The organism is Paenibacillus sp. S-38, assembly GCF_049942825.1.
Taxonomy (GTDB): Bacteria; Bacillota; Bacilli; order Paenibacillales; family NBRC-103111; genus Paenibacillus_G.
Map to the genome: position 1 here is coordinate 3206947 of NZ_CP187970.1, position 13589 is coordinate 3220535.

The window sequence follows — 13589 nt, forward strand, 5'->3', positions numbered from 1 at the left end:
CATGTGGGTACGGGGAATTCGCGGTGCCATCACCGTAGAACGTAATGATGAGAATGAAATTTTGAGCGCCACGACGGAACTTCTGCACCAGATCGTCCTCGAGAACGGGATTGTTCCGGAAGAAATCGCAAGTGTCTTCATCACGGTAACACCGGATTTGACGGCGACCTTCCCGGCGAAGACCATCCGCCAGATGAAGGATTGGGAGCTGGTTCCGCTGATGTGTTCCCTGGAGATTCCGGTGGAAGGCGCACTGCCGAGATGCATCCGCTTCATGGTTATGGTGAATACGGAGAAGAAGCAGGACGAGATTGTTCACGTGTATCTTCGGGAAGCGATGAGACTGCGTCCCGATTTGACAAAATCATAATAGAGGTAGTATAGTTGAAACAGCTGTAATTCGATTGAGTGAATTACGGAAGAGCAGAGTAGAGCCGAGTTTGAGATCCAGTTGAGATGAGATGAGTGGAGTACCGAGAGCAGGGACGGAAGCAGGACAGGTGTAGCGGAAGAGGCATTTTATTTCTCATGCTTAATTCTTCCTGTCTTAATGCAGGCCGAACTGCGCCCATTCTAGATGTTCATCCATTCGACTGTCAGCCGCCTCTACGTATGCGTAGAGGCGTTTTTTATTTGTACACGAGCCTAGAAGAGCAGTATAGAAGAGCCCGAGAAGAGGAGAGATGCAGCATGTATTCACCGGAACTGCAGGAAGTGATCCGCCTGTCGAAAGAGTATAATTTGATTCCAGTCGTGCGCAACCTGATGGCCGATACGGAAACCCCCATCCGCGTATTTCAGCACTTTTATGAAGAGAACATGGCTTTCCTGCTGGAAAGTGTGGAAGGCGGAGTGAAATGGGCTCGCTACTCGTTCATCGGGACGGATCCGTTCATGATGATCCGTTCGAAGAATGGCGTGACGACCGTAGACGGACTTCAGGGAACCAGCACTTCGGAAGAGAAACCGGTGGATGTGCTGAAAGCTTACCTGCGCGGGTACCGCAGCCCTTCCCTCCCCGGGCTGCCAAGGTTCACGGGCGGTGCGGTCGGATTCTTCGGATACGACCTGCTGCAGTATTATGAGAAGCTTCCCGCGCACAAGCATGATGATCTCAAGATGAACGACGTCCAGTTCATGTTCTGCGACCAGGTCATCGTGTTCGATCACTTCAAGCAGCAGCTGAAGGTGATCGCCAACGTACATGTTCCCCCGCACGCGACGGACGCGCAGATTGCACGTGCCTACGATGCGACCTGCGCGAAGATCGAAGCGACCGTCGAACGGCTGAAGCGGCCGCTTCCGACCTTGGCCGTGCCGCACCAGGCCATCCCGGACGATGTGGAGCTTGGGGAAGTGCGCTCCAACGTAACGAAGGAGCAGTTTATCTCGAATGTGGAGAAAGCCAAGGAATACATTCGGGCCGGCGACATCTTCCAGGTGGTGCTCTCGCAGCGCTTCGAGATCGAGACGGACGTATCGCCCCTGCAGGTGTATCGGATTCTGCGCACGATGAACCCGTCCCCATACATGTACTGTCTCAAGATGGGGGATGAGGTGATCGTGGGCACGTCGCCCGAGGCACTGGTGCGGGTGGAAGATGAGAAGGTGCAGACCCGGCCGATTGCCGGAACCCGCCCCCGCGGGCGTACGCCGGAAGAGGATCTGAGGCTCGAGCAGGAGCTGCTTGCCGATGAGAAAGAGCGTGCGGAGCACCTGATGCTTGTCGATCTTGGCCGCAATGACATCGGCCGCGTCTCGGAGTTCGGCTCCGTGAAGTGCGATACCTTCATGCAGATCGAGCGCTACTCGCACGTCATGCATATCGTCTCCAACGTCTCCGGCACGCTGGCCAAAGACAAGGATTTCTACGATGCCTTCATCTCCTGCCTTCCTGCAGGGACGGTCTCGGGCGCGCCGAAGCTGCGGGCTATGGAAATCATCGCCGAGCTGGAGCATGAAGCGCGCGGTGCCTATGCCGGTGCCATCGGCTACCTCGGGTTCTCTGGCAACCTGGACACCTGCATTACGATTCGCACCATTATCTTCAAGAACGGCAAGGCCTATGTGCAGGCCGGAGCAGGGATCGTATGGGATTCGGTGCCGGAGAGCGAGTACGAGGAGACGGTGAACAAGGCAAAAGGGATGCTGAAGTCGATCCGCATGGCCGAGCAGGTCTTCGCCTCCAGGCCAAACGCGTTTGCCATGATCAATCAGGATTATTATCAATAAATCCGGATGTGAGCAGACAGAGGGGAAGCGAAAATGACCGGGGAGGCAGAAGGACGATGGAACATGTGAAGCTGAGTGTACAGGGGGCTCTGCAGCAGATTATCGCAGGCCAGCATTTGTCCCGGGCGGAAGCGCGGGATGTTATGTCCGTGATTATGGAAGGCGAGGCGACGCCGACGCAGATCGGTTCCCTGCTGACCGGACTGCGGATGAAAGGCGAGACGATCGAAGAGATTACGGGCTTCGCGGAAGGGATGCGTTCGAAATCCGGCCGGGTCCGGACCTCGCAGGAGAACCTGCTCGATACGTGCGGGACGGGCGGCGACGGGGCGGATACGTTCAATATCTCGACAGCGGCCGCGATCGTGGCGGCAGCCGGCGGCATCCGTGTGGCGAAGCACGGCAACCGCGCGATGTCGAGCAAGAGCGGGAGTGCGGATGTGCTCGAAGCCCTGGGAGTGAACATCCAGCTCGGTGAGGCTCAGGCGGCGAGGTGCCTCGAGGAAGTGGGAATCTGCTTCATGTTCGCCCAGAACTACCACCAGTCGATGAAGTATGTAGCCCCCTCCCGCAGGGAGCTGGGCTTCCGGACCGTGTTCAACCTGCTCGGTCCGCTGACCAATCCGGCAGGAGCGGATCGTCAGGTGCTTGGGGTCTTCGACCGCGGCAAGACCGAGACGATCGCGCATGTTATGGAGGCGCTGGGCGTGAAGCGGTCGCTGGTCGTGGCGAGCTTCGACGGACTCGATGAGATCTCGATCTCCGACGCGACGCAGGTGACGGAACTGCGGGACGGTTCGATTCGCACCTTCGAAATATCGCCTGACGATCTGGGCCTGCGCACCTATCCCCAGGAAGCGGTGGTAGGCGGGGACGCAACTGAGAATGCGCGGATCCTTCGCAGCATCTTCGATGGTGCGGCAGGAGCACCGCGGGACATCGTGCTGGCCAACGCCGGTGCATGCTTCTATGTGACCGGGCTCTCCGGCACGCTGCAGGAAGGGGTCAAATTGGCTGCGGCCGTGATCGACTCCGGCCGGGCGCAGGAGAAGCTTCAGCAACTAATCCAGTGTACGGGAGAAGTGAGCCATGTTTCTTGATCGAATCGTAACGACGAAACAAGAGGAAGTTGCCCTGCTCAAGGAGCGCACCACCATCGCCGAGATGGAGAAGATTATCGGCACCCTGCCGGCAACGCTTGGCTTTGAGCGGGCACTCGGGGCAGGCCGTCAGCGGAGCATGGGGCTGATCGCCGAGGTGAAGAAAGCCTCGCCTTCCAAAGGCCTCATCCGGGAAGACTTCGAGCCCGTATCTTTGGCCCGCGCTTATGAACAGGCCGGTGCCGACTGCATCTCGGTGCTGACCGACGTGCAGTATTTCCAGGGGGCGAACGAGTATCTGACCCGTATACGGGAAGCGGTGAACGTTCCGCTGCTGCGCAAGGATTTCACCATTGATCCGTTCCAGATCTATGAAGCCCGCTGTATCGGTGCGGATGCCATCCTGCTGATCGCGGCGATTCTGACGACCGAGCAGATGCGCGACTACCAGCAGACGGCCCGCAGCATCGGACTTGACGTGCTGATCGAGGTGCATGACAAGGAAGAGCTGGACCGCGTGCTGGAGCTGTCCCCTACGATGGTGGGCATCAACAACCGCAATCTGCGCACTTTCGTGACGGATCTACATACGACCGAAGAACTCATTCAATATATACCTAAAGATGTAACTGTAGTCAGTGAGAGCGGCATTTCACGCAGCGAAGAGATCGCATACCTGGAGTCGATCGGCGCCAGGGCCGTGCTTGTCGGAGAGCACTTCATGAGGCAGGAGAGCGTAGGCCGTGCGGTCGACGACCTGCTGGGGATCCGGCCGGAAGCTTCGGCTTCCAGGGAGCTGTAATCATGGCCTTAGTCAAAATCTGCGGTCTTCAAACGCTCTCTCATGTGGAGGCGGTGGCCAAGCTGCCGGTGGATTACATAGGCTTTGTCTTCGCACGCAGCAAGCGTCAGGTAGCTCCCCGGACAGCCGGGGAGCTCATCCGTGCCATGCGGGATGCCTCGGCCGGCAGGGCTCCTAGCCCGGGGGTCGTAGGCGTGTTCGTGAATCCATCGCACGAAGATCTGGCATCCGTGCTGGAGGAAGCGCCGCTGGACGTGGTACAGCTCCACGGCCAGGAGTCTCCGGTGTTCTGCCGCGAGGTGAAGGAGCGGTGGCCGGAGGTCAAGATCTTCAAGGTGTTCTCCGTAAGCGGGGGAGCCGTTGATGAGGCTGATGGGACAGTGCAAGCCGGGACAGGCGCAGCCGCCCGCTTGGAGCCTTACCGCGGCGCTGTGGACGGTCTGCTGATCGATACGTTCGATCCCGTGTATGGAGGGGGTTCCGGCAAGACGTTTGCCTGGGACGCGATCCCTCCTTATCTCGAATGGTGTCGTGGTGCCGGCATTCCGCTGCTTGTCGCAGGCGGGCTGCAGCCGGATAACGTGGGGGAACTCCTTGGTGCTTTTGCGCCCGACGGCGTAGATGTATCGAGCGGTGTAGAGACCGATGGAGTCAAGGATCTCGTCAAAATCACAAGCTTTGTCGAAAGGGTGAGAGACTATGTTTAATGGACCGGATGAGTTCGGGCGCTTCGGCAAGTTCGGCGGGCGCTATGTTCCCGAAACGCTGATGAATGCGCTGATCGAGCTGGAGGATGCGTTCAAATCGATCTCCAAGACTGACAAGTTCCAGGAGGAGCTGACCTACTGGCTGCACCGCTATTCCGGACGTCCGACCTCCCTGTATTACGCAGGGCGTCTCACCGAGCACTTGGGCGGCGCCAAGGTGTACCTGAAGCGCGAGGATTTGAATCATACCGGAGCGCACAAGATCAATAACGCGCTTGGACAGGGCCTGTTGGCCAAATATATGGGCAAAACGAAGATCATCGCCGAAACGGGAGCCGGACAGCATGGCGTGGCAACAGCTACGGTAGCGGCGCTGCTTGGCTTTGAATGCAAGGTGTTCATGGGAGAAGAGGACATGAGACGCCAGCAGCTCAACGTATTCCGCATGAACCTGCTCGGTACGGAGGTGGTTCCGGTAACCTCGGGAACCCGTACGCTGAAGGATGCCTGCAATGAAACGCTTCGTTACTGGGTCTCCCACGTTGAAGATACGTTCTATATTCTCGGTTCTGCGACGGGCCCGCATCCTTATCCGCTGATGGTCCGCGACTTCCAGCGCATCATCGGCGACGAGTCGCGCCGCCAGATTCTCGAGCAGGAAGGACGTCTGCCGGATACGGTGATTGCCGCAGTCGGCGGAGGGAGCAACGCCATCGGGATGTTCTACCCGTTCATCGGCGATGCGGACGTGAAGCTGGTCGGGGTGGAAGCGGCAGGCCACGGCATCAACACGGAGAAGCATGCGGCCACAATGACGATGGGCAGCAAGGGCGTGTTCCAGGGATCGTACAGCTACCTGCTGCAGGATGAGCACGGACAGGTGCAGGAAGCCCATTCGATCTCCGCAGGTCTCGATTATCCCGGCATCGGGCCGGAGCATTCCCACCTGAAGGATACCGAACGTGCGGAATATGTACCGATTACGGATCATGAGGCCATGGAAGCGTTGAAGCTGCTGTGCCGGACGGAAGGCATCATCCCGGCGCTCGAGAGTGCTCATGCCATTGCCGAGACGGTCAAGCGGGCGCCGAAGATGGGCAAGGACCAGATTATCGTCGTCAGCCTGTCGGGCCGTGGGGACAAAGATGTGCATACGATCATGAGCCATATGGAAGGAGCTGAGGCGAAATGAATCGGATCGACGCGAAATTCGCTGCTCTGAAGGAGCAGGAGCTTACCGCATTTATTCCTTTCCTGACCATCGGTGACCCGGATATCCGCACATCGATCGACATTATTCATGAGCTCGAGAAATCCGGCGCTTCCATGGTAGAGCTCGGCGTGCCTTACTCGGATCCGCTGGCCGACGGTCCCGTCATCCAGCGCTCCTCCATGCGGGCGCTCAAGGCGAACAGGATTACGATCCTGGATGTGATCGGGGCGGCAAAGACGGCACGTGAGGAAGGTAGCGAGCTGCCGTTCATTCTCTTCACCTACTATAATCCGGTGCTTCAGACCGGTCTGGACCGCATTTTCCCTCTGCTCCAAGAGAGCAGCATCAGCGGCCTGATCATTCCGGACCTGCCGATGGAAGAGGATGAGGAAGTGCGCCGTCTGGCGGAGCAGCACGGCATCCACCTGATCCCGCTGGTGGCGCCGACTTCCCGGGAACGGGTGGAGAAGATCGCCTCCAGAGCGAGCGGGTTCGTCTACTGCGTATCCTCGCTAGGCGTGACCGGCACCCGGACCGAGTTCCATACGGGCATCGACGAGTTCCTGAGTACCGTGAAGGGAGCGACCTCGCTGCCGATCGCTATCGGCTTCGGTATCTCGACGCCGGAGCAGGTTGCCCGTTTCTCGGGGGTCTGCGACGGCATCGTCGTCGGCAGCGCCCTGGTGCGGACAGTCGAAGAGGCGCTGCCTCAGCTGTCCGAGCCGAGCACCCGCAGGGAAGGGCTCTTGCAAATTCATGAATTTGTGCGTACATTAGTGGGAAACGGATCCGGCATCGTGCGGACCTGAATATGTAGGACGAGGTGACAGTAGTGCAGCCTAAGAAGAATATCGTGCATCTGCCGGTATACCAGCCCGGCAAACCTATGGAAGAAGTCAAGCGGGAGCTTGGCCTGACGGAAGTCATCAAGCTCGCTTCCAACGAGAACCCGTTCGGGTGCTCGCCGAAGGCGAAAGAAGCGATTATTGCGGCTGTGGATAATACCAGCATTTATCCGGACGGCGGAGCGGTCGATTTGACGGCGGTCGTTGCCGGCCATCTGGGCGTGCAGCCGAACCAGGTGATTTTCGGGGCGGGCTCCGACGAAGTCATCCTGATGATTGCGCGTGCGTTCCTGACGCCGGAAGACGAGACGATCACCGCTTTCCCGACGTTCCCGCAGTACAAGCACAATGCGGAAGTCGAAGGAGCGGCAGTGATCGAGGTGCCGGTGGACGAGGCAGGCAAGCATGATCTGAATGCGATGCTCGCCAAGATCAACGAGAAGACAAAGATCGTCTGGATCTGCAATCCGAATAACCCGACGGGAACGATGCTGACCGAAGCCGAAATCACGGCATTCCTCGACGCGGTGCCTTCCCGGGTAATGGTAATCCTCGACGAAGCTTATGCTGAGTACAACGTAACGGGCGAATACCCGGACAGCATTGCGCTGCTGCAGAAATACAATAATATCGTCGTGCTGCGCACCTTCTCGAAGATCTATGGCTTGGCTTCACTGCGTATCGGTTTCGGCGTAGGACATCCGGATGTGATCCGTTCAGTCAACCAGGTGCGCGAGCCATTCAATACGACAGGCTTCGCACAGAAGGCTGCCTTGGCTGCCGTCAACGATCAGGCGTTCATCGATAGCTGCCGTGAGGCGAATGCATCCGGTATCCGGCAGCTGGATGCGGCCTTCGATAAGCTTGGATTAAGCTATTTTGATGCACACGGCAACTTCGTCATGGTGGATGTCGCACGCCCGGGTGGAGAAGTGTTCCAGGCTCTGCTGCGTAAAGGCATTATTGTCCGTCATGATCCAAGCTGGGGGTACCCGACGAGAATCCGTGTGACGGTAGGAAGCACGGAGCAGAATGAGAAGTTCCTGAAGGCGCTGGAAGAGGTCCTTAGCGAAGTGGCGGTTTCATGACGAAAATCGCAATCTACGGAGTGGGTCTCATCGGAGGCTCCCTGGCCCTGTGCTTCAAAGGCAAGCCGGGCTTGACGGTCGTAGGCCACTCCGGCAATCCCGCTTCGGTGGCCAAATATCTCAAACGCGGGGTGGTCGACCATGCGACCACATCGTTTGAAGAAGCGGCCGCCGACGCGGATTTTATTTTCCTGTGCGTCCCGGTGGGGAACCTGAACGAGTATCTGGCGAAGCTCGCTTCCCTGCCGCTCAAGCCGGGCTGCATTATTACCGATGTCGGCAGCACCAAGGCATCGGTATCCGCCTACGCCTCGCAGCTGCGTCTCTCTGGTGCCTGCTTCATAGGCGGTCATCCGATGGCCGGCAAGGAGAAATCCGGGGTGGAGGCGGCATCCTCGCTTCTCTTCGAGAATGCGTTCTACGTACTGACGCCGGATCAGGATACACCGGCGGAAGCGTACGAGCGCCTCTCGGCGCTGCTGCTGCATACGAAGGCCCAGCTGGTGAAAGTGGAAGCGGGGCTGCATGACGAGATTGTCGGTGCCATCTCTCATCTGCCGCATATTATCGCTGTAGCGCTCGTGAACCAGATCGCGAAGTATAATGAAGCCAATCCGCTGTACCGCGATCTGGCGGCCGGGGGCTTCCGTGACATCACACGGATCGCCTCAAGCGACCCAATCATCTGGCGGGATATTCTCATCAATAACAAGCGGGTGGTTCTGCAGCTGCTGCAGGATTGGAATGAGGAGATCGGTTCGTTTATCCGCCTGCTGGAGGCTGAGGACGGGGAAGGCATCGAGCGCGAATTCCAGCTCGCCAATACGTTCCGCAGCGAGCTGCCGGAACGCCGTAAAGGCGTCATCCATTCGTTTTATGACATCTATATCGAAGTTCCCGACCATCCGGGCATCATCGGACAGATCACCACACTGCTGGGCAGCCACCGGGTAAATCTCAGCAATGTCCAAATCATCGAAAGCAGAGAAGACGTCCCGGGCGTACTCCGGCTCTCCTTCCGGGAGGAAGAGCATATGGATATGGCCCTGGAGCTCCTGAAAGAAGACTACGCGGTTCACGTGTAGTCTTTTTTCTTGGAAGCAAATACGGAAGGCAGCAGGCATAACGGGATCGGGAAAAAATCTTCAAAGAGGGGGAAACGTTTTCAAAAAAAGTGTTGACATATTGAAACCGTATACATATAATAAAAGTACAGTATGGTTTCTCTCCACTCCTATCCGAATAATGGCACTATGTGCAGCCGCCTGATTCTCTCAGGCGGTCTTTTTTTTGTATTCGGGGCATAGTTTGAAAACGGCGAATGATTGTGAGTTTTAGGCCCGGACTGGGAATTACAAGAAACTTGTCGAGAAAGCAGGATTTTTCGTTCTTTGCATCGAATCTATAGGGGGGGCGACTACTGCAGCCAGATCTTTCTTTTTTTGCCGCGGTACCGTTTTCTTCATTTTATTTTAAGAATAAGCGCAACTTTTGTGCTCCCAGGACAGTACAATGAGGTAGCATCGCTGGGAGTGTGCAGGATTGTCAAGGAGGGTCGCTTCAGCATGACCGATTCCCAGTTGATTCGTGAGATCAAAGACGGCAACGTCCAACTATACGATGAACTCATGCGCCGTTACGAGCGCAAGATTCTTGCTTTTATATTTCATATGCTGAAGAGCTCCCAGATGGAATCTCTGGCGGAGGACCTGTGCAACGAGACGTTCTACAAGGCGTACCGCAGCCTGCATTCGTTCCGTGAAGTGGAGGCTACCTTCTCCACCTGGCTCTACACCATTGCGCGCAATACCGTGCTCAGCGAGCTGCGCAAGCATAAGAATACGAAGGTTTCTTTGGAGCAAAGCGGCTATACGCCTACCACGTCTATTGAAACGCTGCCGGAGCAGACGGTGCTGCGCAACGAGAAAGTCTCTCTCGTCCGGGATGCGATCAACAACCTGCCGGAGAAGCAGCGCTCTGCGCTGATTCTGCGGGAATACGACCAGCTCGACTACCAGGAGATTGCGAACATACTCGGCCAGACGGTCAGTTCGGTGAAATCTTTGTTGTTCCGGGCCCGGGCCAGCGTGAAGCTTCAGTTGGAACCATACTTTCTTGAACCTATCTTTGAGGAGTATGAGGGGATGAATGGCAGATGAAGTGTGAAGACATCCATGAATGGCTCGGCGTATACTGGGACCTCCCCGAGAACGATCCGAACCGTGAGAGCGTAGACCGGCACATTCTCGACTGCCCGGACTGCGCGGAGGAATTTGAGATTTGGCAGGAAAGTACGGAGCTGATCCGCTCGGCGGCAGGGCGGGAAGAACTGCCCGGTCCGGCAGTATCCGTATCCTCGAATGTCATGAGCCGCATTTATGCGGACGAGTCCTGGCGTGTGCCTGTAGGGGTGAAGCTGTACGACTTCTCCAGCAAGCTGCGCCGCAACCTGACCGCGCTGATCGGCCTTAGTATCGCCGCGTTCCTGTTCACTTTCTTCATTTCGTTGAACGGGGAGCCGGCACCGAAACCGGGGCTGGTTGAGCAAGCATCGATCTTCGGCCGGATTGGAGATCCGATCGCAGCCGCCTCCGGACAGGAGTCGATGAATGTGCGCTCGATGCCGACCGCGGTAGCTTCGTTGAAGGGCTTTAACGAACCGTTTATGTATTCGGTCGGACCGATTCATACCGTACGGGACTACCTTCTGTTCATCTCCCTGTTGGGATTGACGGCCACGCTGCTGACCATGAACTGGCTGTTCCGTACGAGAAAATAACATTGAACGAAGCACGGGAGTGACTGCAATGACGATGTTAGGCTTGATCCGGCACGGTACAACGGAATGGAATCTCGAAGGGCGGATGCAGGGCCAGATGGATACGCCGCTTGCCGAGGTGGGACGGCTGCAGGCCAGACTGCTGGCCAAGCGGCTGCAGGCAAAGAGCTGGGACGGCATACTCTGCAGCGATTTGATCCGGGCCAGGGAAACCGCCGAGACGATCTCGCTGCTGACCGGCGTTCCACTCCTCGGAACCGACAAACGGTTGAGGGAACGGGCGTTCGGCGAGCTGGAGGGGACGACGCTTGCGGATCGGGTGGCCCGGTGGGGAGAAGGCTGGCGGGAGCAGGACCTTGGGATGGAGAAGGACGAAGAACTGCTCGCCCGCTGGAACGCCTTCCTGCTGGACACCGAAGACGCTTTTGCGGGGAAACGGCTGCTGATTGTGAGCCACGGCGGTTATATTGCCCCGGTGCTGGCCCACTATCTCGGACGGACGATCGAGGAACACTTGAAGAACACGTCGCTGACGGTGATGGAACGCCTCGAGACGCAGTGGCACTGCAGTCTTCTGAACTGCACGCTGCATTTGAAGGAACTGGAGGAAGGAGCGTAGGGCAGCCTATCGCTTCATATAAGAATGGCGGAGAGCGCATACAGCTCTCCGCTTTTTTTACGTTGCGCACGTTTAAATCCGGCATAAATTCCCATAATGGGTACTAAGAAAGTGTGGCACCCGAAGTGCTGGAGGGACAAAGCATGAATCTTGCCGACATGTTGTGTTACGCGGATATTCATGAGCTGAGCCGCATTGCCGGCACATACAAGTGCGAGTGCAACGGGCATTCCAAGAATGAGCTGATCCAGTCGATCCTGTCCACGGTTGGCCGCAGGGACGTCTTCGAGCATCAGGTGGGCAGTTTGTCCATAGAAGATATCCGCTTCTTGAACTCGCTGCTCTTCGATACGCGGGATACCTTCTCCCTGGAAGAGCTGACGGCGAGGGTTCAGCAAAGCCGGTTTACAAAGGAGGGTGATGAAAACCCGGGCAGCCCCCGCGAAGCCATCGTGCGCTTCAAACAGCGCGGCTGGCTGTTCAGCGGATATTCGCAGCAGACGCGGTATTTGTTCCAGGTGCCGGCCGATCTGAAGCGACGCTTTATCGGCGTTCTGGCCAAGCAATTCGGGCAGCGGCTGGTCCCGGCGGAGGAGCCGCCGGTGTACCGCGACGAGCAGAGGCTGCTGCTGGACGACATCCTGGCTTTCCTGCAGGTGCTGCGGGATCAGGATGTAACGCTGACGGCGGAGGGCGTGATGTATAAGCGAAGCCTGACGGGCATTCTTGACCGATTCGCCGTGAGAGAAGAGCCTCCCGGCAGGACGGCATGGCGGTTCGGCTACGGCCGGATGTTCCGCGACTATCCGAACCGGTTCTCCTTCATCTATGATTACTGTTACTACAGTGATCTGATCTCGGAGCACGGCGGACGCCTGACACTGACAGAACACGGACGCAACCGGCTGCAGGAAGGACGGCGCGAGGACCCGGTTCAAGTATACCGATTCTGGTTAAGGCTCTATAAAGGTCCGATTCCCCCGCTGCAATCGCTGGTCCAGTGGCTCGGCCGGCTCTGCCCGGAGTGGGTGACATACGCTTCACTGCAGGAGGTGCTCGGCCCCTTGATCCGCCCTTTCTATTATGATTCGGCGGAGTCGATTCTTGAGCAGCGGGTGCTGCAGATGATGATGCACCTGGGACTGCTGCGGATTGGGGAAGACCCCGAACAGGGCACCGTGATCAAGATGACGAAGCTCGGCACCAGCATTGTGGAAGGCACCTATGTTGCGGAAGAGGATAAGATCGATATCCCGTTTGACAAAGCTTGAGGGCTCCTGCTACAATCACTCCATTTCAAATAGGAATTAGGAGTGATAGCGATGATGCTGCATAGTTACAACGGAATTTTTCCGAGGGTTCACCCGTCGGTATTCCTGGCTCCGGGGGTACAGATTATCGGAGATGTCGAAATCGGAGAGGGGGCCAGCATCTGGTACAATGCGGTGCTGCGAGGAGACCTGGCGCCCATTCGGATCGGCAGGCGAACGAACATCCAGGACGGCTGCATCGGTCATGTCAATACGGATCAGCCGCTGATCATTGAAGATGAAGTATCGGTAGGGCATGGGGCGATCATTCATGGGTGCCGTATAGGTAAAGGCACATTAATCGGGATGGGGGCGATTGTCCTTAACGGCGCCGATATCGGTGAATATGCTTTACTAGGAGCGGGTTCGCTCATCACCGAGAACAAGACGGTCCCGCCGTTTACGCTCTCCCTGGGTTCTCCGGCCCGGACAGTCCGTGAGCTCGCGGAGGCTGATCTTGCACGGATGAAGCGGACGATGGAAAGTTATTGTGTCAAGGGCGAGGAGTACCGTAGAGGATAGACATAAACCGCTCCTTGATCGTTCACAAACTATGAACGGGGTTTGGAGGTAGGTTCTATGGGCAAAATGAATGTGACTGGCGATATGATGCTGAGTTTGTTCGCCGAGATGGTACTGGACGAGGCGGTCCGCAGCTACAAGGAAAAGACGCTGACGCAGGAGATCGATCAAGCACTGGCGATGGGAGACGAAGCCTCCTTCATTGCCCTGACAACCGAACTGAATTCACTGCGCGCTTTGGGGCAATGACCGCTGATCGGGTGCCGCTAGCAAGTGAAAGGGTGACATTTTCATGAAAGGCATGTGAACGCTGTTCATATGCCTTTTTTTCTGTGTTACATTAGGTAGCGGCACGAATAACACACGGAGGCG

At 57.2% G+C, this 13589-nt stretch carries 15 protein-coding genes; all 15 read left to right on the plus strand.

All coding sequences use genetic code 11. From position 1 onward, the window contains the following. Position 1 precedes the first annotated feature (1 nt). Complete coding sequence (gene aroH / locus ACP26L_RS14805) at positions 2 to 370, plus strand: chorismate mutase (protein ID WP_426453582.1); 369 nt, start codon at positions 2 to 4, stop codon at positions 368 to 370. Between the two features lie 320 nt (positions 371 to 690). Next, complete coding sequence (trpE, locus tag ACP26L_RS14810; RefSeq protein ID WP_426453583.1) at positions 691 to 2232, plus strand: anthranilate synthase component I; 1542 nt, start codon at positions 691 to 693, stop codon at positions 2230 to 2232. A gap of 56 nt (positions 2233 to 2288) precedes the next feature. Then, complete coding sequence (gene trpD / locus ACP26L_RS14815; RefSeq protein ID WP_426453585.1) at positions 2289 to 3332, plus strand: anthranilate phosphoribosyltransferase; 1044 nt, start codon at positions 2289 to 2291, stop codon at positions 3330 to 3332. After that, the gene (gene trpC / locus ACP26L_RS14820; protein ID WP_426453587.1) at positions 3322 to 4134 is read left to right on the plus strand and encodes an indole-3-glycerol phosphate synthase TrpC; all 813 of its coding nucleotides are present in this window, start codon (positions 3322 to 3324) and stop codon (positions 4132 to 4134) included. Before trpD ends, trpC begins: the two co-directional genes overlap by 11 nt. Positions 4135 to 4136: 2 nt before the next feature. After that, entirely contained in the window at positions 4137 to 4841 is a 705-nt protein-coding gene (locus ACP26L_RS14825) for a phosphoribosylanthranilate isomerase (protein WP_426453589.1), read from the plus strand. Then, complete coding sequence (gene trpB / locus ACP26L_RS14830; RefSeq protein ID WP_426453591.1) at positions 4834 to 6033, plus strand: tryptophan synthase subunit beta; 1200 nt, start codon at positions 4834 to 4836, stop codon at positions 6031 to 6033. The genes ACP26L_RS14825 and trpB overlap by 8 nt, the downstream gene beginning before the upstream one ends. Next, the gene (gene trpA, locus ACP26L_RS14835; protein WP_426453593.1) at positions 6030 to 6863 is read left to right on the plus strand and encodes a tryptophan synthase subunit alpha; all 834 of its coding nucleotides are present in this window, start codon (positions 6030 to 6032) and stop codon (positions 6861 to 6863) included. Before trpB ends, trpA begins: the two co-directional genes overlap by 4 nt. A 23-nt stretch (positions 6864 to 6886) precedes the next feature. Beyond that, positions 6887 to 7987 (plus strand): histidinol-phosphate transaminase, encoded by a 1101-nt coding sequence (gene hisC / locus ACP26L_RS14840; protein WP_426454951.1) that lies wholly within the window; start codon positions 6887 to 6889, stop codon positions 7985 to 7987. Next, entirely contained in the window at positions 7984 to 9072 is a 1089-nt protein-coding gene (locus ACP26L_RS14845) for a prephenate dehydrogenase (RefSeq protein WP_426453594.1), read from the plus strand. Before hisC ends, ACP26L_RS14845 begins: the two co-directional genes overlap by 4 nt. Before the next feature lie 480 nt (positions 9073 to 9552). Next, positions 9553 to 10146 carry an RNA polymerase sigma factor gene (locus ACP26L_RS14850; RefSeq protein WP_013916522.1) on the plus strand — a complete coding sequence of 198 codons (594 nt, stop codon included), beginning with the start codon at positions 9553 to 9555 and terminating at the stop codon, positions 10144 to 10146. Continuing rightward, positions 10143 to 10766 carry an anti-sigma factor family protein gene (locus tag ACP26L_RS14855; RefSeq protein ID WP_426453595.1) on the plus strand — a complete coding sequence of 208 codons (624 nt, stop codon included), beginning with the start codon at positions 10143 to 10145 and terminating at the stop codon, positions 10764 to 10766. Before ACP26L_RS14850 ends, ACP26L_RS14855 begins: the two co-directional genes overlap by 4 nt. Positions 10767 to 10794: 28 nt before the next feature. Then, positions 10795 to 11385, plus strand: coding sequence for a histidine phosphatase family protein (locus ACP26L_RS14860; protein WP_426453597.1), 591 nt, complete (start codon positions 10795 to 10797; stop codon positions 11383 to 11385). A 143-nt stretch (positions 11386 to 11528) separates the two neighbouring features. Continuing rightward, positions 11529 to 12656 carry a hypothetical protein gene (locus ACP26L_RS14865; RefSeq protein ID WP_426453599.1) on the plus strand — a complete coding sequence of 376 codons (1128 nt, stop codon included), beginning with the start codon at positions 11529 to 11531 and terminating at the stop codon, positions 12654 to 12656. Between the two features lie 54 nt (positions 12657 to 12710). Continuing rightward, entirely contained in the window at positions 12711 to 13217 is a 507-nt protein-coding gene (locus ACP26L_RS14870; protein WP_426454952.1) for a gamma carbonic anhydrase family protein, read from the plus strand. A gap of 57 nt (positions 13218 to 13274) precedes the next feature. Then, complete coding sequence (locus ACP26L_RS14875; protein ID WP_013916527.1) at positions 13275 to 13466, plus strand: IDEAL domain-containing protein; 192 nt, start codon at positions 13275 to 13277, stop codon at positions 13464 to 13466. Positions 13467 to 13589: the final 123 nt, after the last annotated feature.